The organism is Streptomyces sp. NPDC093795, assembly GCF_044764665.1.
Taxonomy (GTDB): domain Bacteria; phylum Actinomycetota; class Actinomycetes; order Streptomycetales; family Streptomycetaceae; genus Streptomyces.
In genome coordinates, this window is sequence record NZ_JBIWIO010000013.1 from 185,037 (window position 1) to 204,911 (window position 19,875).

General features: G+C 70.3%; 17 protein-coding genes and 1 pseudogene. 9 read left to right on the forward strand and 9 right to left on the reverse strand.

What is annotated here, in order from left to right:
• Positions 1–40 precede the first annotated feature (40 nt).
• From ACIRB7_RS30115 to ACIRB7_RS30130, 4 genes are all read right to left on the reverse strand, one after another.
• Positions 41–2,167, reverse strand: coding sequence for a xanthine dehydrogenase family protein molybdopterin-binding subunit (locus ACIRB7_RS30115; RefSeq protein WP_403604790.1), 2,127 nt, complete (start codon positions 2,165–2,167; stop codon positions 41–43).
• Positions 2,164–3,168 carry an FAD binding domain-containing protein gene (locus tag ACIRB7_RS30120; RefSeq protein ID WP_403604793.1) on the reverse strand — a complete coding sequence of 335 codons (1,005 nt, stop codon included), beginning with the start codon at positions 3,166–3,168 and terminating at the stop codon, positions 2,164–2,166. The genes ACIRB7_RS30115 and ACIRB7_RS30120 overlap by 4 nt, the downstream gene beginning before the upstream one ends.
• Positions 3,165–3,710: a 2Fe-2S iron-sulfur cluster-binding protein gene (locus tag ACIRB7_RS30125; protein ID WP_403605066.1), complete on the reverse strand. Its 546-nt coding sequence runs from the start codon at positions 3,708–3,710 to the stop codon at positions 3,165–3,167. The genes ACIRB7_RS30120 and ACIRB7_RS30125 overlap by 4 nt, the downstream gene beginning before the upstream one ends.
• 230 nt (positions 3,711–3,940) lie before the next feature.
• Positions 3,941–4,615: a VanZ family protein gene (locus tag ACIRB7_RS30130; RefSeq protein WP_403605069.1), complete on the reverse strand. Its 675-nt coding sequence runs from the start codon at positions 4,613–4,615 to the stop codon at positions 3,941–3,943.
• A gap of 170 nt (positions 4,616–4,785) precedes the next feature.
• On the opposite strand from ACIRB7_RS30130, the gene ACIRB7_RS30135 reads away from it, so the two are divergent.
• Complete coding sequence (locus ACIRB7_RS30135; RefSeq protein ID WP_403605072.1) at positions 4,786–5,508, forward strand: DUF4230 domain-containing protein; 723 nt, start codon at positions 4,786–4,788, stop codon at positions 5,506–5,508.
• Positions 5,509–5,793: 285 nt separating this feature from the next.
• On the opposite strand, the gene ACIRB7_RS30140 is transcribed toward ACIRB7_RS30135, so the two are convergent.
• Positions 5,794–6,207, reverse strand: a complete 414-nt coding sequence (locus ACIRB7_RS30140; protein ID WP_403604795.1) for a hypothetical protein — start codon at positions 6,205–6,207, stop codon at positions 5,794–5,796.
• Between the two features lie 320 nt (positions 6,208–6,527).
• Between ACIRB7_RS30140 and ACIRB7_RS30145 the strand changes: the two genes are divergently transcribed.
• Positions 6,528–6,950 (forward strand): hypothetical protein, encoded by a 423-nt coding sequence (locus ACIRB7_RS30145; protein WP_403604798.1) that lies wholly within the window; start codon positions 6,528–6,530, stop codon positions 6,948–6,950.
• Here ACIRB7_RS30145 and ACIRB7_RS30150 read toward each other — a convergent pair.
• The 4 genes and pseudogenes from ACIRB7_RS30150 to ACIRB7_RS30165 all read right to left on the reverse strand — a co-directional run bounded on the left by ACIRB7_RS30150 (position 6,947) and on the right by ACIRB7_RS30165 (position 11,013).
• A pseudogene (locus ACIRB7_RS30150) lies at positions 6,947–8,163 on the reverse strand (IS110 family transposase). The gene ACIRB7_RS30145 and the pseudogene ACIRB7_RS30150 sit on opposite strands and share 4 nt — an antisense overlap.
• A gap of 248 nt (positions 8,164–8,411) precedes the next feature.
• Positions 8,412–8,984, reverse strand: a complete 573-nt coding sequence (locus ACIRB7_RS30155; protein WP_403604800.1) for a HutD family protein — start codon at positions 8,982–8,984, stop codon at positions 8,412–8,414.
• Positions 8,985–9,776: 792 nt separating this feature from the next.
• Entirely contained in the window at positions 9,777–10,130 is a 354-nt protein-coding gene (locus ACIRB7_RS30160) for a hypothetical protein (protein ID WP_403604803.1), read from the reverse strand.
• 256 nt (positions 10,131–10,386) lie between these two features.
• Positions 10,387–11,013, reverse strand: coding sequence for a TetR/AcrR family transcriptional regulator (locus ACIRB7_RS30165; protein WP_403604806.1), 627 nt, complete (start codon positions 11,011–11,013; stop codon positions 10,387–10,389).
• A gap of 113 nt (positions 11,014–11,126) precedes the next feature.
• Here ACIRB7_RS30165 and ACIRB7_RS30170 point away from each other — a divergent pair, with 113 nt between their 5' ends.
• The 7 genes from ACIRB7_RS30170 (at position 11,127) to ACIRB7_RS30200 (ending at position 19,857) form a co-directional block, all read left to right on the forward strand.
• On the forward strand, positions 11,127–12,683 hold the full coding sequence (locus ACIRB7_RS30170; protein WP_403604809.1) for a long-chain fatty acid--CoA ligase: 1,557 nt from the start codon (positions 11,127–11,129) through the stop codon (positions 12,681–12,683).
• A gap of 18 nt (positions 12,684–12,701) precedes the next feature.
• Positions 12,702–13,871, forward strand: a complete 1,170-nt coding sequence (locus ACIRB7_RS30175; RefSeq protein ID WP_403604812.1) for an acyl-CoA dehydrogenase family protein — start codon at positions 12,702–12,704, stop codon at positions 13,869–13,871.
• 126 nt (positions 13,872–13,997) lie between these two features.
• Positions 13,998–15,305, forward strand: coding sequence for an MFS transporter (locus ACIRB7_RS30180; RefSeq protein WP_403604815.1), 1,308 nt, complete (start codon positions 13,998–14,000; stop codon positions 15,303–15,305).
• Between the two features lie 663 nt (positions 15,306–15,968).
• Positions 15,969–16,997, forward strand: a complete 1,029-nt coding sequence (locus ACIRB7_RS30185) for a hypothetical protein (RefSeq protein WP_403604818.1) — start codon at positions 15,969–15,971, stop codon at positions 16,995–16,997.
• A gap of 669 nt (positions 16,998–17,666) precedes the next feature.
• The gene (locus ACIRB7_RS30190) at positions 17,667–18,566 is read left to right on the forward strand and encodes a DUF6192 family protein (protein WP_403604821.1); all 900 of its coding nucleotides are present in this window, start codon (positions 17,667–17,669) and stop codon (positions 18,564–18,566) included.
• A 3-nt stretch (positions 18,567–18,569) separates the two neighbouring features.
• Positions 18,570–18,983: a hypothetical protein gene (locus ACIRB7_RS30195; RefSeq protein ID WP_403604824.1), complete on the forward strand. Its 414-nt coding sequence runs from the start codon at positions 18,570–18,572 to the stop codon at positions 18,981–18,983.
• Positions 18,984–18,990: 7 nt separating this feature from the next.
• On the forward strand, positions 18,991–19,857 hold the full coding sequence (locus ACIRB7_RS30200; protein ID WP_403604827.1) for an IS5 family transposase: 867 nt from the start codon (positions 18,991–18,993) through the stop codon (positions 19,855–19,857).
• The last annotated feature ends 18 nt before the right edge of the window (positions 19,858–19,875 follow it).

Below are 19,875 nucleotides of genomic sequence, written 5' to 3' on the forward strand. Positions count from 1 at the left end.
CCATGCGGCACGGCCCGATCGCACCGGTGGCGTAACCCTCTCATCCCCCTAGGTGGGGGATGAGCCGGTCGGGGGTGAGGGGCAGTTCCCGCAGCCGTACGCCCACCGCGTGGTGCACGGCGTTGCTGATCGCGGCGGCTGTACCGACGATGCCGATCTCCCCGATGCCTTTGCTGCCCATGGGATTGAGGTGAGGGTCCTCCTCGTCCAGCCAATGTGCCTCGATGGCGGGCGCGTCGGCGTTGACGGGGACGTGGTAGGAGGCCAGGTCGCGTTCGGTGAAGTCCCCGAATGCGGGGTCGAGGGTGCTGTGCTCGGTCAGCGCCATGCCAAGGCCCATAAGCATCCCGCCCATGAACTGGGAGCGAGCGGTGCGGGGACTGAGGATCCGGCCCGCGGCGAAGACTCCGAGGAGCCGGCGGACGCGTACCTCGCCCGTCGCGGTGTCGACGTCCACCTCGGCGTACTGTGCGCCGAAGGCGTGTCGCGCGTAGGGGGAGGTACGACCGGCTTCCTCCGTGGTGTCCGCCGAGGCGGTGAGGCCCTGGGGCGGGAGCGGACCGGTGTGGGCCTGGAGCAGGCCGACCAGGGCGGTGCAGGCTTTGTGGACGGACCAGCCCCAGGACGAGGTCCCTGAGGAGCCGCCCGCGAGGGGCGCCGCGGGCAGGGCGCTGCTGCCGACTTCGATGCGGACCGACGCCGCGGGGACGCCGAGCGCGTCGGCGGCGACCCGCGCGAGGACGGTCCGGGCTCCGGTGCCGATGTCGGTGGCGTCGAGCCGTACGGTGCGGCTGCCGTCGGGTGCGGCGTGCGCGGTGGCCGTCGAGGGGCTGAGGAGGTACGGGTAGGTGGCCGCGGCGACTCCGGTGCCGGTCGCCCGGTCGCCGGTCCGGCGTGTTCCGGGGCGGGGGTCGCGGTCGGCCCAGCCGAACAGCCGGGCGCCTTCGCGCAGGCACGAGGCGAGGTTCCTGCTGCTGAAGGGCCGGCCGCTGTCGGGTTCGGTGCGGGGCTCGTTGCGCAGCCGGAGTTCGACCGGGTCGATGCCGGTGGCGACGGCGAGTTCGTCGATGGCTGTTTCCAGGGCGTACATGCCGGATGCCTCGCCCGGGGCGCGCATCCACGACGGTGTGGGCACGTCGAGGGCGACCACGCGGTGGCTGGTGCGGCTGTGGGGCGAGGTGTACATGGTTCGGGCGGGTACGGCCGCCTGCTCGACGAACTCCTTGACGGTGGACGTCTGGGTGGTGATCTCGTGGGCGAGGGCGTGGATCCGGCCGTGGGTGTCCGCGCCGATGCGGACGCGTTGGACGGTGGGGGCGCGATGCCCGACGGCGGCGGGGAGTTCGCGCCGGGGCAGGACCACTTGGATGGGGCGCCCGACGTGGCGGGCGGTCATCGCGGCGAGGACCACCTGGGGCCGCGGGGTGCCTTTGGAGCCGAAGCCGCCGCCGACGTACGCGGAGTGGACGGTGACGCGGTCCGGGGGGACCTGGAGCAGCTGCGCGAGGGTGTCGCGTACGGTCGTCGCTCCCTGGCTGGAGTCGTGCACGGTCAGGTCGCCGTCCTGCCACCAGGCGGTGGAGGCGTGGGGCTCCATCGGATGGTTGTGCTGTGCGGTCATCGTGTACGTGGCGTCGATGCGTACCGGGGAAGCCTCGTAGGCGGTGTCGAAGTCGCCGCGTTCACGCAGGGCCGGGTGGCCGCCGTTGGCCTCCTGGGGGGTGTAGAGCCGGGGGTGCCCGGCGGCGGGCCCGGGGTCGTGCTCCTCGGTCGCGTACTCGATCCGCAGCTCGTCGGCGGCCGCGCGGGCGTTCTCGGGGGTGTCGGCGACGACGACGGCGACGTACCAGCCGCGGTGTGGGACGCGTTCGTCCTGGAGCAGGGCCAGGGTGGGATCGTCGGCCTGGCCGAGGCGGGGCGCGTTGTGGTGGCTGAGGACGGCGTGGACGCCGGGGCGCCGCAGGATCTCGTCGGCGTGGACGGCGGTGACGGTGCCGCGGGCGACGGTGGCGGGTACGGGGACGGCGTGGAGGCAACCGGGCGGCGTGTGGTCGGCGGCGTAGCGCGCCTGGCCGGTGACCTTCTGCCGGGCGTCACGGCGGACGTCGCCGTCGGCGCCGGTGCGGTGGCCAGGCTCAGTCTGGGGCTGGGGAGTCGGAGAGGTCATGACGGTGTCCGGGTCTCCTCAGGTCGGGAGGTGAGTTCGGTGAGAACGCGGATGGCGAGGTTGCGGGCGAGCGGCACTTTGAAGGCGTTGTCACGCAACGGCCGGGCCGCGGCGAGTTCGGCGTCGACGGCCCGCGCGTACGTCTGTGGGGTGGCGGGCGCTTCGCGCAGGATGTCCTCGGCCGCGCGGGCCCGCCAGGGGGTGGCGGCGAGGCCGCCGAAGGCGAGGGCGGCGTGGCGGACGACGCCGTTCTCGATGGTGAGGGTGGCGGCGACGGAGGCGAGCGCGAAGGCGTAGGAGGCGCGGTCGCGGGCCTTGCGGTAGGTGCTGCGGACTCCGGCGGGCGGGGGGAGTGTCACGGCGGTGAGGAGCTCGCCGGGTCGGATGACGGTGTCCTGTTCGGGCCGGTCGCCGGGGAGACGGTGGAAGTCGGTGACCGGCACGGCGCGTTCCCCGTCGGGTCCGAGCAGGTGGACCTGCGCGTCGAGGCAGGCGAGCGCGACCGCCATGTCGGAGGGGTGTGTGGCGACGCACTGTGCGGAGTGGCCGAGCACCGCGAGGTCGCGGTGGACTCCCTCGCGGGCGGGGCAGCCGGTGCCCGGCCGGCGCTTGTTACAGGGCTTGGAGGTGTCCTGGAAGTACGGGCAGCGGGTGCGCTGAAGGAGGTTCCCGCCGGTGGTGGCGGTGTTACGCAGTTGCGCGGAGGCACCGGCGAGGAGCGCCTGCGACAGGACGGTGTAGCGGGCCCGTACGAGCGGATGGACGGCCAGGTCGCTGTTCCGTACGGTCGCCCCGACGCGCAGGCCGCCCTCCGGCGTCTCCTCGACGCCGTCCAGCGGCAGCCGGCTGATGTCGACGAGGAACGAGGGCCCGGCCACACCGAGTTTCATCAGGTCGACGAGGTTGGTGCCGCCGGCGAGGTACTGGGCGCCGGGGTGGGCCGCGTACGCGGCGAGTGCCTGGTCGGTGTGCAGGGCGCGCAGGTATCCGAAGGGTTTCACGAGGAGGCCTCCTCGACGGCGCCCGCGATGGCGTCGACGATGTTGGGGTAGGCGCCGCAGCGGCAGATGTTGCCGCTCATGCGCTCACGGATCTCCTCGGCGGTGAGCGCCGCCGGACCCCCGCGGTGGAGCTGGTCCGGTGGTGTCACGTGGGAGGGGTGCCCGGCGGCGGCCTCGTCGAGCATGGCCACGGCGGAGCAGATCTGGCCGGGTGTGCAGTAGCCGCACTGGAGGGCGTCATGGGAGATGAACGCTTCTTGGAGCGGATGGAGCCGGCCGTCCTCGGCGGCGAGGCCCTCGACCGTGGTGACGGGCTCGTCGCACGTGACGGCCAACAGCAGACAGCTGTTCACGCGCCGCCCGCCCACGAGCACCGTGCAGGCGCCGCACTGCCCGTGGTCGCAGCCCTTCTTGGTGCCGGTGAGGTCCAGGTGTTCGCGCAACGCGTCCAGGAGGGTGGTGCGGTTGTCGAGCCGCAGAGCGTGCGTGACTCCGTTGACCTGGAGCGAAAGCGGCGAAGTGAGGTCCTGACGCCCTCGCACCTCCCCTTCCCCTACGACCGCGTTCCCGTCGGCCCCTGCGGTACGGTCCACGGTGACTGCTCCTTCGGCGGTGGATCGGCTGTCGTTCTGCCCGACATCCCCTTCCCCGCCTCCTGCGTCCCATGTCCTTCCTGTCCGCCGAACGGCGCAGACCCCACCCGTCCGGCGGACGGCCCACTGCCCGGCCTTGTCGGTTCGCGGACGCGGATGGTCCGCCGGAGCCGCGAGGTCTACGAGGCCGGCCGGGCAGGGTGCCGTCGCCACCACCGGCGGCGGGTGCGGGGGTGCACCGCGCGGCCTATGCGCCGCCCGACGGCCAGATAGCCCGCGAGCGCCCCGGTGGTGTTGAGGAGGACGTCGTCGACGTCGAAGGCGCGTCCGGTGATGAGCGCGCCCTGGATCAGTTCGACGATCAGCATCGTCCCCACCGTGAGCAGGCCGACGCGCATGAGACCGCGCGTCCTGCGTGACAGGAGCGGCAGGAGGATGCCGAACGGGACGCCGAGCGCCAGGTTCCCGCCGAGCTGCTTGACCGTTTCCACGAAACCCGGCTGCTCGAGATAGGTGCGGATCGAACGGCCCGGCGTGAGGTTGCTGTGGGTGAGGGGCACGGAAGCGGGTGACGCCTTCAGGGTGAGTCCGGCCAGGACGATCGCGAACGCCACCATGCCCACGAGTGCGACGAGTGCGACGAGCGCCCGCACCACCCGGCCGGGACCGCGCCGCCGGTACTCCTGCTCGGTCTGTGCCGGCCCGTCCTGCCCTGGCACGACCTGCACGCCGTCGGCGTCCTCCTCCGCCACCGCGCCCCGCGAAGCTCCGCCGCCGACCGTGCTTCCGGACGCCTTGGCTCCGGGTGCCTCACCGGTGGCCACCTTGCCTCTGCCCCGGCTGCTTCTCCACATCTTCATGTCCGCCCCCCACTCCGCGTTCCTGGAAGGATGCGGCTACCCGGCAAGGCCCTCGGTAACCCGAGGCACCGGTCAAACCGCGATGACACCCCAACTAATCCTGCCTGCAAGCAAGTTGGAACCAAAGGTGAATGGCCACGCATAACGACGGGCAGCAGACCTCTATGCGAGCCGACCCAGACAACCGCCAAGACGGCGAAGACGGCCAAGACGACACAGACAGCAGACCCCTGAGCCCGAGGAGGCGACACGGACACCGCACCCGAAGATGGCCCGCCGTCGCCGCCGTACTCCTCACGCTCTCCCTGGCGCTGCTCCTTCTCGGGCGACTCTTCCAACTACCAAGCCTCGGAGACCTGTTCGCAACCGAGACTCATGACCGCTCCGGCCCCGCCGTACTGAAGTCCATCCAGGACATGAACCGCCACGAAGGCGCCGTCGGCACCTACCAGGTCGTGGTGGACCTGGAGAAGGACGCCCGGTTCCTGCCCGACGCGATCCGCGGCACCCGCACCCTGTACGTGGCCACCGGCAGCGTCAGCGCGTACGTCGACCTCGCCGGCCTCGGACGCGACGCCGTCACGATCGACGAGAAACGCACCACCGCCACCCTCCGCCTGCCGCACGCACGGCTCGCCGAACCCTCGCTGAATCCCGAGCGGTCCTACGCCGTCTCGAAGCAACGTGGTCTCCTCGACCGGCTGGGGGACCTCTTCTCCGACAACCCCGCCGGCGAACACGCGGTCCACACCCTCGCCGCCCAACACATCGGCGAGGCCGCCCGCGAGAGCGACATCACCACCCGCGCCGAACGCAACACCACCAGCATGCTGCAAGGCCTCCTCCTCGCCCTCGGCTTCGAACAGGTCACCGTCACCTACACCTGAGCAGAGAAAGCCCGAGAACAGGAAGCGACGACAACTCCAGCGATCCGGCGACCGGCCCCGCAACCGCGCGGTACCCCCACGCCCCACTGCCCGTACCGCCCGTACCGCCCGTACCGCGATAAAGGATTACGGCGTCCGCCACACCATCGCCACCAAGCTGGTGAACGAACTGGCAGAGGCGGCCGACGAGAGACAGCTCAACAGACTCCCACCGCCTCGCCGGCACCCGAGCTCGCGCCGAAGCGAGCCAGCCTCCACCGCGATAGCCGGCCACTTCACCACATTTCATGGGGAGTTGGCGGGCGGTCCATCACGCCGAAGTGCGGTCCGTATCTCATCCAGGGCCGGAGCCCCGGGGTCACGGACGGGCTGGCCGACCTCGGATGACCAATGGGGGCGGACGCGTCCCACAAAGTCTGTGAAGTCGCTTCGCAGATACCGGGAGTCGGAAGGCTTCAGCCGGATCTGCTGACGGCTGTCGGCCCACCAGATCCCGAACTCGGTAACCGTGCCTTCCACCGGCCAGTCATCGCTCTGTTCCGGAAGCAACAGAACGTCGACGAACCCTCCGACGCTCAGGCCGATGTCGACGAAAATCCCGACCGCGCCGGGCTGAGGGACCTTCACAACGGTGCCCTCGAAGACCTGCCCGAAGCGCAGCCCACTCCGAATCCGAGTCCATTCAGCGTCCGTCACCACGAACGCATCCTTGCACCCTCGCCCGGATCGCAGGCAAGGGGACCCAGTCAGCAGAGTTCCGTGGGAAGGGTCACCGATCGTGTCCGGCCCGACGACCCGCGCTGCCGTCCACCTAAACGTTCCCAAGCAGCCCTGGCGGCGACAGGGGGGGGTGTCGGGGGCTTGCCACCGTGTCGGGGGTGTTTCGGGCTCGGGTCTGCCGCCGCGGGCGTGTCTGCTTGGTTCGCTGTTCGAGGAGGGGCCGGTGTCCGCTGGGGGTGCCCCTGTCTCTTTGGTCAAGGTGAATGGGTGCTGGTTCGGGCCTCTGGAACGATGTGCCTGTGCATGCTGATGATCAGGTTGGCGAGGGTGTGTCTGCGGACCTCGCGTTGTTTCTCCGGAACGCTGACGACGGCCGTCCGGTGAAGATCGTTCCTTCGGCCTGCGGCGGGTGCGGCGGGCGCGTGTTCTTCGTGCTCGTTGACGATGTCGAGGGCGGAGCCGAACGGGTATGCACTGGTTGCGGCGTCCGCGCGTTCATCGCGGATAGCGAGGAGTTCTGGGAGGACGCGGATCCTGGCGGGGCCTGCTGCCCATGCGGGAGCGAGGAGTTCGAGACCGCGGTCGCGTTCTCGCTCGCTGGCGACGGGTCGGTCCGCTGGGTGACCGTTGGGCTGCGGTGCCAGAAGGACGGCTCCGTGGGGGCCTATGCCGACTGGAAGATCGACTACGGCCCCACGGATCACCTCCTGGCCACGGTCTAGGTCTGCGGCGCGACGGCCCGGGCGGACTGGGGTTCGTAGAAGGTTCCGTCGCGGAGCATCGCGAAGAGGACGTCGGCCCAGCGTCTGGCGAGGCAGAGCAGGGCCTGGGTGTGGTGCCTTCCCTGGCTGATCTTCTTGTCGTAGTAGGCCCGCGATGCAGGGTCCTCGAGGGCGGCGAACGCGGAGAGGAAGAAGGCCCGTTCGAGCTGCTTGTTCCCCCTCCGGGAAGGCTGTTCGCCGCGGATCGACGACCCTGAACTGCGGGTCGCGGGAGCAAGGCCCGCGTAGGCGGCGAGGTGGCCGGCGGGCGGGAAATTACTGCCATGGCCGACCTCGATCAGGATGCGGGCTCCGGTTCTGACGCCGACTCCCGGCATCGATGTCAGGACCTTCGAAAGTGGGTGGGCGTCCAGGAGTTCCTCGATCCGCCCGGCCAGGAGCTTGCGCTGGTCAAGGACTGCGGCCAGAGATCCGGCCAGGCTCGGGACGATCAGCGCGCGGCCGCCTCGGTCCCCGGAACGGTGACGGTCTGCTCGTTCAGAGCGTCGAAGATCTCCTAGACCAGCCGCTCGGCCATCCTCGGAGCCTTCGGGCGTAACAGGGTGACCAGCCGCCGCCGTCCGGCCTTGCGTATCTGGGCCGGGGACCCGAACCGTTCCAGCAGCATCAGGACGGCCGGATGCTGCAGCCGCGGCCCCAGCACCCGTTCCAGCGACGGGTGGATCTGGGTCAGCAGGCCGTGGAGCCGGTTGGCGACCCGGGTGGCTTCGCCGGCCAGGTCGTCGTCGAACCCCCCGATCATCTCCAGCTCGGCGATCGTCTCGTCCTCGCCGTCGATCGCCCGCAGCGTGTGAGGCATCCCGCGGGTGGCGTCCGCGATGATGAACGCGTCTCTTGCGTCCGTCTTCGCCTCGCCCGGGTAGAGGTCGGCGATCCGCCGCATCGTCAGGCCCGGAAGATAGGCGACCGGGCAGCCCATGTCCCTCGCGACCGCCAGCGGCAGGGCTCCGATCGAGGCCGGCTGGTCGACCACGACCAGCAGCGTTCCGTGCTTGGGCTGGAGTTTCGCGAACAGCTCGCGGAGCTTGGGTTCGGTGTTGGGCAGCCGCTTGTCGAAGGCCTTCTTGCCGGCCGGGGTGACGGTGGTGGCGTGGTGTTCGCCCTTGCCGACGTCCAGGCCGAGGAAGACGTCGAGGTCGCCGGTGTCGATCACGTGCAGGCCCCTCCATCACGCTTTCGTCCGGCCTTGCCTCGGCACCGAGCTGCCACATCCACGTTATGGAGAGCTCTCCCGGCCTTGGGTGAACCGGTGCTCAACCCCTCGTCAGCGGTCCGTCGATGCCTCCGGGCCCGGTGACACCACCCCCCCCGGATCATCAACAACAAGGGGGGAAGTCATGCCGTACCCGAAGGCCGGAGGCCCCATTGCGGAGCCATGAAAAGGGTAACGGGGGGCAGATGTCAGGCTGCTGGTGTGAGGTCGGCCCACAGGGCTGCGGCGTCGGGTGAGAGCGGGGTGATGCCTTGGCCCGCTGTGTGGTCGCTCTGGTCCCACCACAGGCCTTGGCCGGGCGCCAGGACATGCTCGTCGTGGCCGGCCTGCCAGCGTCCGCGCAGGACGTGGAACACCCCGGCGTGTGCGGACGGCGGGGCGACCGGGCCGGCGACCCGGCTTACGCGGGCGGTCCAACGGCCGCGCCGGACCATGATGTTGAGGACCTGGCAGGGGCCGCTGGGGAGTTCGGCGGTGATGGCGAGGTCGCCGGAGAACGCGAACGGCTCGCCTGTCCGTACCGGCAGCCGCTCGAACGTCCCCGGACAGGTCAGCCGTACGCCGCCGTCGCCCGCCAGCAGGGTGAGCGTCCGGTCGATTCCGGGGAACAGCGAGAACGGCCCGTCCCGGTCGATGTCGGCGATGCTGGCGCGCCACCCGAACTGCTGGCCGTCTGGCGGCTGGGAGGTGATCTCCCTGGTCGCGCCGCCGCCGTTGCGCCACTGGCCCGCAGGTAGTGTCTCGATATCGAAGTGGCGCATGGGAGGGCTCCTGACCTGTGTCGGTAGGGGTGGGGGTCACACCTGAGCGGCGACGCTCGCCGAGGTTTCCCGCCGGCGGCGTCAACGGCCTCCCGGGGCGGCATCGTCGACGAAGTGTATGCGGCTCTCAGAGAGGTCCAGGGCCGCCGCGTCCGTCGATCGACGTGCGACCGTTGGGCACGGAGCGGAGCGGAGCGATGAAACGGGGCCGGTTCGGGTGGGCTGGGCCACCGCACGGATCGCCGGGTCGAAGGCGGCGTGGGGGTAGCCATCGCCTCCGCGTCGCGGCCGGCGGTGACGATGGCGATCCGCCCGGCCGACGTCGTGCTGGAGCAGGGGCGGCCGTCAGGGGAGTTGTACTCGTAGGCGTACCCGCGGACGCAGCGGTTGACGATGGTAGCCGTGGCGCCGATGGCCGGGTCGAGGCCGCATGCACCGTGGGGAGCGGGTCATGGAGCCGGGGATCTCGCGCGCGAAGCCCTCGAACGCTTTCCATACCCCTTCGGCTCCCGCATCGCCGCTTCGAACATCGCGTGACCTCCCCCTTCGTTCAGGCGAAGTCACGACCTTGCCCCCGTCCGGATGGGCCGTGTTCTCCTGCCACAAGGTGTCATGAGGCCGTGGGGCCCGCGGGAGGGCCACAGCTCCTTCGAGCGGGCGGGCTTTGGCTGACGAAGCGCGCCCGATGGCCTGGAGCCGTCACGGGCCTCCGGACGCTGGGGAGCTCCTTGACGGTAGGGCTGTGGCGCTGGGTGGGAGGGTGCAGGAGCCCATCGCACGCGCGTGCCCGTGTTAGGGGCGACTCATCTGCGTGCCCATGTGGAGGAGGTGGTCGACCTCGGCGTCTCCGAAGGCGGTGCCGGCGAGCTCGGGGACGATTGTGGCGACCTGCGTGCCGCGGTCGAGCTGCCCCTTGTGGGCCAGGACCGCGGCGACGAGGCCGAGGTAGGACTTGGCGGCCGAGGCGTTGTGCGGGACATGATGCTCGTACCCGTGGAGGTACTCCTCGTGCACGAGGAGGCCGCGGTGCATGACCAGCAGGGCGTCGGTCTCGGCCCGGGAGAGCAGCTCCGTGAGCGTGAGGGACCCGCCGTGCGGTCCGGTGAACTCCAGGCCGTCGAGGGCGCCGGCCGACGCGGTCGGCAACACGGACGCGTCGCCGGAGCCGCGCCAGACACGACGGCTCGGAACGAGTTCCCGACTCGAGGTCGTGTGCCGTCGAGCCCAGGCCGGATCCGTGTTCCCCGCGCCCAGACAAGATCAGCCAGTGAGGAAGGGCCTGTCATACGTTCGCTCCGCTCCGCAGTCGTGTGCCCTGTGGGCTCGATACCGTACACGCTGTCTGGTATCTCTATCAGGCGCCTCAGGACAGGAGCGAGGGAGCCGGGCGGTCAGGCGCGGCTCAGGGGGTGAGGTCGAGGGCTCCGGGGGCGTCCGACGGGGCGAGTCCGGTGGCCCAGACGCGGCCGTAGACCGACAGGTCCCGCAGATGGGCGGTGATCTCGGCCGCGCTGTAACCGGTGTCGTTCTCGACCCACCAGGTGAGCAGGCCGATGAGTTCCCCGGTCCACGCCCGGGCGACGACATCGAGGGGAATGCGGGGTGTCACCCCGAGCTGTTCGGTCCGCGCGCGGAAGGCGGCCTCGGCGTGGGCGCAGATGAGGTCCGTGAATTCCCGCAGGGCCCGTCCGTCGCCCTCGCCCCGCAGGACGACCCGGTAGACGGGCCTCTCCCGCTCGGCGTGTTCGAAGATGTACTTCACCGGCAGTCCGGTGAACCCCGCCGTGTGCGCCTGCCGGACCGCCGGCAGGAGGCGCTCACGGTCCTCGGCGAGGTCGCGCACGATGCCTACCAGCAGGTCCTCCTTGTCGCGGTAGTGCGCGTAGAAGGTGGCCCGGCCGACGTCGGCGCGCTCGGTGATCTCCTCGACCGTGATCGCCTGGAACCCCTTGTCCAGGACCAGTTCGACCAGGGCCTGGCGCAGTGCGGCCCGTGTCCTGCGGACGCGGCGATCTCCTGCGGGCTTCATGTCCACATCGTTTCCTTCTCGTCCGGACCGTTGACCTGACCCTAACGCTGCCCTTACGTTGCCGCACACCAAGCTTGCTACTGAACACATTGTTCGGAAACTCTGGAGGTGCGATGAACTTCGGGCGGTACGTACGCCGGACTGCCGGCCACCAACCCGATGCCGAGGCGGTGGTCTGCGGACCCGTGCGGCTGACGTACGCGGAACTCGACGACCACAGCGACCGGCTCGCGACGGCCCTGCGCGCCCTCGGCCTGAACCGGGGCGACCGCGTGGCGACCCTCGCCGGCAATCGCGCGGAACTGGTCGTCACGGAAGTCGCCCTCTACAAGGCCGGCCTGGCCCGGGCGCCGATCAACGCCAGGCTCGGCACCGCCGAGGTGGCCCACCTGCTCACGGAGTCCGACGCGCGGGTACTGCTGACGGACGCCGCCCACCTGGACACCGCCCGCGCCGCCGTGCCCGGCACGGGGGTCGAGACGGTCCTCGGCTACGACGGCCCCAGCGATCTCGGCCCGGGCTATGCCGAGACCCTGGCGGGCACCGAGCCGGAACCTGTCGAGGCGGAGTGCGACGAGGACGACATCGCCGTACTGCACTTCACCTCGGGCTCCACCGGCAAACTCAAGGCGGCGGTCCAGACGTACGGCAACCGGCTCGCCCTGATGCGCAAGTCGGTGATGAGCGCCGACACCCGGGTGGGCCCCGGTGACCGGCAGATCCTGGCCGGGCCGGTCACCCACGCCTCGGGCATGCCGCTGATGGGCATCTTCTTCGCCGGAGGCTGCGCGATCGTGCTGCCCCGCTGGGACGCCGAGGAGTTCCTCGCCACCGTCCAGCGCGAGCGTGCCACCCACGCCTTCGTCGTACCGACGATGGTCAACACCGTGCTCGCGCTGCCGAACGCCCGCGACTACGACGTCTCCAGCCTGCGCCAGTTGATCTACGGCGCCGCGCCGATGTCACCTGCCCGGATCAGGGCCGCCTGGGACCTCTTCGGCCCTGTCCTCTCCCAGGGGTACGGGTGCGGCGAGACCACCTCCGGCGTGCTCTTCCTCTCCACAGAGGACCACCGGCGCGCGATCGACGGACAGGACGAGGAGCTGCTGCTGTCCTGCGGCCGTCCGCTCGCGGAGGCCGAGGTCGCCATCGTCGACGACAGCGGACAGCCCGTCGCCGACGGAGAGATCGGAGAGATCGCCGTCCGCGGCCCCGACGTCGTCCCCGGCTACCACAACGAGCCGAACCTCACGGCGCAGACCTTCCGGGACGGCTGGTTCCTCACCGGCGACCTCGCCCGCCGTCGCGCGGACGGCTACGTATTCATCGTCGACCGCAAGAAAGACATGATCGTCTCCGGCGGGTTCAACATCTACGCCGTCGAGGTCGAAGCGGTCCTGCACCAGCACCCCGACGTCTACGAGGCCGCCGTCGTCGGCGTCCCCGACGAGCAGTGGGGCGAGGCCGTCAAGGCGGTCGTCGTGACGCGCGACGGCGCCACCCTCACCGAGACCGGCCTCGTCGACTTCTGCGCCGGGCACCTGGCCCGCATGAAGAAGCCCCGCTCGGTCGACTTCGTGGCCGCCCTGCCCCACAACCCCAACGGCAAGATCGACCGCCGCGCCATCCGCGACCGCTACTGGGCGGGCGCCGAGCGCCGCGTCAACTGAACAGGACGGACCCCTGGCATGCCCTTCACCCTCGAACCCTCCTACGACGACAACCCCCGCCTCCAGGACCTCGTCGTCCGACTGCGCTCCTACCTCCGCGACGAGCTCATCCCCTACGAGCGCGAGCACGGCATCACCGCGGAGACAAAGCTCGACCGCACCACCCTCGAACACGTCTGGAAGCGCAGCGCGGAACTCGGCTTCTACGGCATCAGCCTGCCCCCCGAGCTCGGCGGCCAGGGCCTGAGCTTCTACGAACTCTGTGCCCTCAAGGAGGAGCTGACCGCCTCCGGCGCCGCTCTCTCCCACTCGGTGCTCGGCGACATGGGCGGTCCGCTGCGTGTCGGCGCGATCGTGAAGTACGCCACCGAGGAACAGCGGGAGCGCTACCTGATGCCCGTCGTCCGGGGCGAGCGGGCCTGCTGCTTCTCCATCACGGAGGAGGACGCGGGCTCCGACGTACGCCGCATGACGACCACCGCCACCCCGGACGGGGACACCTACGTCCTCAACGGCAAGAAGGTGTTCAGCTCCGCTGCCCCCTTCGCGGACTTCGCGATCGTCGTCGCCCGCATGGCCGGCACCGAGGAGGCGTACAGCGCGTTCCTCGTCGACCTGGACACACCGGGCTGCCGCGTCCTCGACGGTGAAGTCCCCATGTCCGGCCAGCAGATGGAAGGCGACCTCCTCTTCGAGGACTGCCGGATCCCCGCCGCGAACCTCCTCGGCGAGATCGGCCAGGGCCTGCGCATCGGCATCGGCCGCATCACCCTCAACCGCCTCCTGCACTGCCCGTCCCTCATCGGCGCCGCCCGCCGCGCCTGGGACCTGTCGGTGGAGTACGCGATGAACCGCGTCGTCTTCGGCCAGCCGCTCCTCGCCCATCAGGCCATCCACCACAAGATCGCCGAGATGGCCACCGAGATCTACGCCGCCCGCGCGATGGTGATGACCACCGCCGCGAAGGCCGACCGGGGCGACAACGTCTCCGTCGAGGCCAACATGTGCAAGCTGTTCACCTCCGAGGCGTGCTTCCGCGTCGCCGACCAGGCCGTCCAGATCCACGGCAAGGCCGGGCTGACCCGCGGCAACGAGGTCGAGCAGATCTTCCGCAGCCTGCGGATGTTCCGGATCGTCACCGGAACCACCGAGATCCACAAGAACGCCATCGCCAAGGGCCTTTTCTGACCGACCCCCTGGCGTCCAGGGCGGTGCCGCGGGCCCCTGCTTCCACGAGCGGGGGCCCGCGGCGACGGGGAACGACCGCCTACCCGTACGACCCCCAGCTCCACCCGCACCCGCAGGAGTCGCCCCATGACACCCCGTACCGCCACCGCGCAGTCCCGGCACCTCGTCACCCCGGCAGCCGACCGCCGCAGAGCCTGGCTGATCATGGCGATGATCGTGGCCTTCATGGTCATCAACTTCGCCGACAAGTCGGTCCTCGGCCTCGCCGCCGTTCCGATCATGGAGGAACTCGGCCTCAGCAACAGCACCTACGGCCTCATATCCAGCTCCTTCTTCTTCCTCTTCAGCGTCTCGGGACTCCTCGTCGGATTTCTCTCCACCCGCATCTCCAGCCGAGTCCTGCTGTTCGTCATGACCGTGGTGTGGGCCGTGGCCCAGCTCCCGGTCCTCGTGGTGGCCTCGGTCCCGACCCTGATGGCCGGCCGCATTCTGCTCGGTGCCGCCGAGGGCCCGGCGGCTTCCATGTCGATGCACGCCCTCTACAAGTGGTTCCCGCCGGAGCGCCGCGCCCTGCCCTCGGCGCTCCAGATCGGCGGCGCGGCCCTGGGCACGCTGATCGCGGCACCCCTGGTCACCTGGCTGATCGACGACTTCGGCTGGCGCTCGGCCTACGCCGTCCTCGCGGTCGTCAGCGCCTGCTGGGCGCTGTTGTGGTGGCGCGTGGGCCACGACGGACCGTACGACCACAAGCACACGGCCACCGGATCCAGCGGGCTTCGGCTGCCGTACCGCAGAATCCTGCTGACCGGCACCGTGCTCGGCAGCATCGCCAGCGCCTTCGGAGCGGCGTGGGCACTGTCCCTCAGCCATGCCTGGCTGCCCGCCTACCTCAGGACGCAGCTGGACATGTCGGCGGCGGGCTCCGCGACCGCCATCAGCGCCATGTCCGGCTTCGGACTACTGCTCCTGTTGACGGTCTCCCCGTTCGTTGACGCGCTGAAGTCCCGTGGCGTGAGCAGCCGTTGGTCCAGCGGGGCGGTGCAGAGCATCGCTGTGTGCGTGGCGGGGTGCGCGATGGCGGCGTTCCCGTTCGTCGACGCGTCCGGCCCCCGGCTGGTGCTGATCGCGCTGGCCTTCGGCGGCACCGCCATCGCCATCCCCCTCCACTACATGACGACCGCAGAGGTCGTCCCTCCCGCCCAGCGTGGAGCCGTCTTCGGCATCGTCGCCGGCATCGGCACCCTCCCGGGCCTCGTGGCACCGTTCCTCACCGGCCACCTCATCGACACGGCCGCCACCCCGGCCGCCGGCTACGCCACCGCCTTCCTCGTTGCCGGCGCGGTGATGCTCATGGCGGGCACCTGCGCCCTCACGGCCATCCGCCCGGAGCAGGACGCACGACGACTGGGGCTCGACGTCAGGCCCCAGCCCTGAACCGCATCGCATCAGTGGCCACCGACCGGTCATGCACATCCGATCAGCCGATGGGCAGATCGAGGCTGACGCGCGCATCTCACCATTCGCCGGCCAGGACCCGGACGATGTGCGTCGTACGGACGCGACGTTTTGGCAGCCGGGCCGCCCTGTCGTGGTGAAGGACGCCGACGGCCCGGTCCGCCGCGCCTTTTACCGGGCCGGATGGCACCGGCTCAGGGTCCGCACGGGCGCCGTCGCCGCGGCTATGGGCGGAGCGTACGGCTACCTCCACCACTCCGACATCGTCACCCAGGCCCTCACCTCCGGCGCTCCGATGGCCGCACCAGACGCTCGCCGGACCGCTCCAGATCTCCGAACACACCGACCCCGCACCTACCTCCACGTGCCGGCGGGCTTCACCGACGACGACGCCGAGATCCGCATCGACCTTCCGCTCCACCTCCGGTTCAACCGCGAGACCGGCGCCGAGCTGGTCATGCAGAAGCTCGCCCTGCAGAACGCGTCCTTCTCCTGGCGGCCGGCCGCGACCCGCACCTCATCGTCAAGAAGGAGGACCGGCCGCCGGCCTCACTCGGCCTTAACGACCCCGGCGTACGCGAGCTGCTTGCCTCCGTACCGGAATCCGCACCGCTCATCGGCCTGGGAGCGGGCAGGCAGAAGGTGTCGGTCGACCGGGACCACGACTCCCCACACGCCCTGATCTCCGCGGGCACCGGCGGGGGCAAGTCCACCATCCTGCGGACGATCGCCTGCCAGTTCTCCCACAACGGCGCCCAGGCCCACATCCTCGACTTCAAGCGGATCAGCCACACCTGGGCCCGCGGCATCCCCGGCGTGAACTACTGCCGGGACATCGCCGAGATCCACGACGCCCTGATCGAACTCGGCGCCGAGGGACACCGGCGCATCCGCCTCGCCGAACAGCTCGGCGACGACGTCCTGGCCGCCGAACCCGACCGGGTCGGCCCCCACATGGTGATCCTCCTCGAGGAGATCAACGCGACCATGGCCCAGCTCCGCCGCTACTGGGAGGAGATCCGCAGCAGCGACGACCCCAAGACCTCACCCGCGATCGACGCGCTCCCCGAGATCCTCTTCATGGGCCGCCAGGTACGCCTCCACATCCTGCTCGTCGCACAGTCCGCCACCGCCCGCGCCCTCGGCGGCCCGGAGATGCGGGAGAACTTCTCCACCCGCATCCTCGTCCGCTACACCCTCAACGCCTGGAAGGTGCTCGTCCCCGAAGTCCACGCCGCACCCAAGCCGACCCGGCATCCGGGCCGCGTCCAGGTCGTCCTCGGCGGCACCGCCCGCGAGACCCAGGTCCTCAACCTCTCCGAAGCCGAAGCCGAAGCCGAAGCCGAAGCCCGCGCCTGGGCCATGGCCGGCACCCCCGGCAACCACCACCCCCTCACCCTCCACAAGCCGGGCACCACCGGGGACAACCCGCCGGACGAGGAGAGCGGAACCACCCCGGAAACGGCCGAACCGGCCGGGAACGAAGTGGAGCAGGTCGGGCTGCGGGCCGCGCAGCAGGAGCTTGACGGCATGACCCTCGCCGGCCTGTGCTGGGCCCGCCGTAACGACCCCGAGTTCCCCGGTCCTGCCGGCAAGGAGGGCGCGGAGTACCTGTACAGGGTCGACCAACCGAGGCAGCGGGCACGCAACCGTCCCCGGAAGGCCAGTTGAGTAGGTGTTTTTGAACGCTGGCCGTGAGGTGCGTACGGCTGGATGATCTGGGTTGTGGCGTCTGGCGGAGTGGGCCGGCGGTACTGCCGGGAGTGTGGTGATCCACTTGCGTCGCTGATGGCGGCGGAGGCGGTGTTCTGCTGGGGTCGGTGCAGGTCGAGGCGGTGGCGGAGGCTTCAGCAGACTCGGCAGCGTGTGGCGTTGATGCAGCGTGGGGATCAGGTCGAGTGCCCGGTTTGCGGCCTGTCGTGGACGGTGGGGGTCGAGCGGTCGCGGTCGGCGGTCTACTGCTCGTCGCGGTGCCGGGTCCGTGCCTGCCGCCAGAGGGCGGCGTCGCGCAACGGTGTTACCGAAACGCCGTAGGCGAACGGCATCGCGACATCACAGGTCACCGCCGTTTTGCACGGTCTTCCGGGGCGGACAATCCGCGCTTCGAGCGCCCCCAGTTCGCGCTCTGCCCCATCACATCGGGTCCGCGTCACCGCGGAAGCCGGCCTGGGCCGGAGCCCCTCATTCAGCCGCCACGGGGTGGTTGATCCGGCCCCGGGGCGGGGGCGGTGATCATCGTGGCAGACCGGATCGGCAACGTCACTCGAACCCGTTACGAACAACTCGTCGCCGAGGCCCGCGACCTGATCAACCAGATGTCGAAGGCCCAGTTCGCGCTGGGTGACAAGGCTCTGGAGATCGAGCCGATGCGGCCGGTGGGCGGGTCGATGCCCAACGGCACCGACGACCTGTTCACCGTCGAGGAGTCGTTGCAGATGTTCGCCGACGACATCGGGGTGGCCCGCTCGACGGTCGAGGACTGGCGGTGGACCTCCTCGCGCTGGCCGGCGGCCAAGCGCAAGGACAGCGTGTCGTTCACCGTCCACAAGGTCCTGGCCGCGACTCCAGGACGAGAACGAGCGGTGGGCGGCGATCGAGGACGCCCCTTTCAACGCGCGCACGGGCAAGCGGCAGTGGACCCCGGACGCGGCGAAGCGCCTGGTCGGGCAGCGGGTCGACCGGCCGGTGACGGTCGAGGAGAAGGTCCAGGCCGTCACCGACCTGACCCGAGATGAGGAGGTCGCCTCCCGGGTGACGGTCGACCTGCTGTCGCGGCCGGCCGCCGCCGCCCGGATCGCCCCCGCCGACCGCGTCCGGGTCGTCCGCGAGCTCACCCGAGACGACGAGGTCGCCAAGGAGGTGACCTGCGACCTGCTCAAGCGCGCTGACGTCGCAAGGCAGACGATGCGGGACGACACCGCCCGCTTCCTGGTCAACCGGGCCCAGTTCGACAACTCCGCCCAGGTCAGGGAGACGATCCGCGAACGCACCCCGGCCGTCCGAAAGATCGAGCACACCATCGAATACCTCGACCTGGTCGGCTCCTGCCACCAGTTCGTCGCCACCCTCGGCCGGCTCGTCCCCAGGATGCGGGGCCAGGAGTTCACCGACGACGAGCGCGAGACCGTCCGCCGCGGCATCTCCAAGGTCCGGGCCGCGGCCGACTGGCTCGAAGCCGCGATCGACAACGGCGAGTTCACCCTGGACGAGCAGCTGGCCAAACTCCTCAAGGGCGAGTAAGCCATGGCCCGGCGCCGGGAGGCCCGGCCTCTCGCGGAACACTACGGCGACCTGGTCCGCGTCGCCCTGATGGAAGCCCGCCCCTCCGGACTCCAAACACGGCAACTCATCACCGCCACCCGACTGACGAAATCCCAGGTCGAACGGGGGATCCGGCACCTTCGGAACGTCGGTGCGGCCGAACACCTCACCCCGATTATCTGGCGCCGGCGGGACGGATACATGTTCTCCGACGACCCAGCGGACTGGATCGAATACGAGAAGAAGCAGTTCCGCCTCATCCTCGGCCGGCTCACCCGGATGATCACCGGCACGCTGGATCCACACCTGGCCCGCTACCCGGACGACGAATGGGCCCAGCTGGCACCCGCCCAGCTCACAGGGGTCCGCGCAACCCTGGCCCAGCTCACCAAGTAGGTCCTCGATGCGTCACACATCCCGCCGCCCCAGCCGCTACCCCTCCGACACCTCGGCCGCCGAGTGGGCCCTGATCGAGCCGCTGCTGCCGGTCCCGGCCTGCCGGACCAAGACCGGCGGGCACCCGGAGAAGTGGCCGCGGCGGGACATCGTTGACGCGATCCGCTTCATCGTCGACAACGGCGCCAAATGGCGGGCCTTACCTGCGGATTTCCCTCCCTGGCAGACCGTCTACGGTTTCTTCTGGCGCTGGAACCGGGCCGGGGTGGTCACCTTCATCCGCGACCAGCTCCGCCGGCAGATCCGCACCGACAAGGGCCGCTGCCCCTTCCCGGTCTCGCTGATCGTCGACTCCCAGTCCGTCAAGGCGGCCTCCACCGTAGGCAAGGACGGCCGCGGATACGACGCGGGCAAAAAGATCAACGGGCGCAAGAGACACATCGTGGTCGACACGCTCGGACTGCCCGTGATGATCACGGTGACGCCCGGCGACGCCCGGGACGAGATCGTGGCCAGAGACCTGCTCTGGCGCCTCAGGCTCACCCACCCACAGATCACCCAGGTCTGGGCGGACTCCGCCTACTCCCGTGACCTGCTGCCCGCCTGGACCGCGGACCACCTGTGGTTGACCCTGCGGCCCGTCCTCCGCCCCAGGGGCGCCAAGGGGTTCGTCGTGCTGCCCCGGCGCTGGAAGGTCGAACGATCGATCGGCTGGATCATGAACGCCCGCCGCAACTGCCGCGACTACGAGCGACTGCGCCAGCACTCCGAAGCCCACCTGAACTGGTCCTTCATCACGCTCATGACCAGGCGCCTGGCCCGCAAAGGCCCCCGCACCGGCAGCTGGACGAAGAAGAACCGGACCGCCGGCTGACTACTCCTCAGCCGATCC

What these genes read in the sequence shown, in the direction of transcription:
- ACIRB7_RS30115 (WP_403604790.1), bottom strand. Translation starts at nt 2,167, where the DNA reads ATGACCTCTCCGACTCCCCAGCCCCAGACTGAGCCTGGCCACCGCACC.
- ACIRB7_RS30130 (WP_403605069.1), bottom strand. Translation starts at nt 4,615, where the DNA reads ATGTGGAGAAGCAGCCGGGGCAGAGGCAAGGTGGCCACCGGTGAGGCA.
- ACIRB7_RS30135 (WP_403605072.1), top strand. Translation starts at nt 4,786, where the DNA reads ATGCGAGCCGACCCAGACAACCGCCAAGACGGCGAAGACGGCCAAGAC.
- ACIRB7_RS30155 (WP_403604800.1), bottom strand. Translation starts at nt 8,984, where the DNA reads ATGCGCCACTTCGATATCGAGACACTACCTGCGGGCCAGTGGCGCAAC.
- ACIRB7_RS30165 (WP_403604806.1), bottom strand. Translation starts at nt 11,013, where the DNA reads ATGAAGCCCGCAGGAGATCGCCGCGTCCGCAGGACACGGGCCGCACTG.
- ACIRB7_RS30170 (WP_403604809.1), top strand. Translation starts at nt 11,127, where the DNA reads ATGAACTTCGGGCGGTACGTACGCCGGACTGCCGGCCACCAACCCGAT.
- ACIRB7_RS30175 (WP_403604812.1), top strand. Translation starts at nt 12,702, where the DNA reads ATGCCCTTCACCCTCGAACCCTCCTACGACGACAACCCCCGCCTCCAG.
- ACIRB7_RS30180 (WP_403604815.1), top strand. Translation starts at nt 13,998, where the DNA reads ATGACACCCCGTACCGCCACCGCGCAGTCCCGGCACCTCGTCACCCCG.
- ACIRB7_RS30195 (WP_403604824.1), top strand. Translation starts at nt 18,570, where the DNA reads ATGGCCCGGCGCCGGGAGGCCCGGCCTCTCGCGGAACACTACGGCGAC.
- ACIRB7_RS30200 (WP_403604827.1), top strand. Translation starts at nt 18,991, where the DNA reads ATGCGTCACACATCCCGCCGCCCCAGCCGCTACCCCTCCGACACCTCG.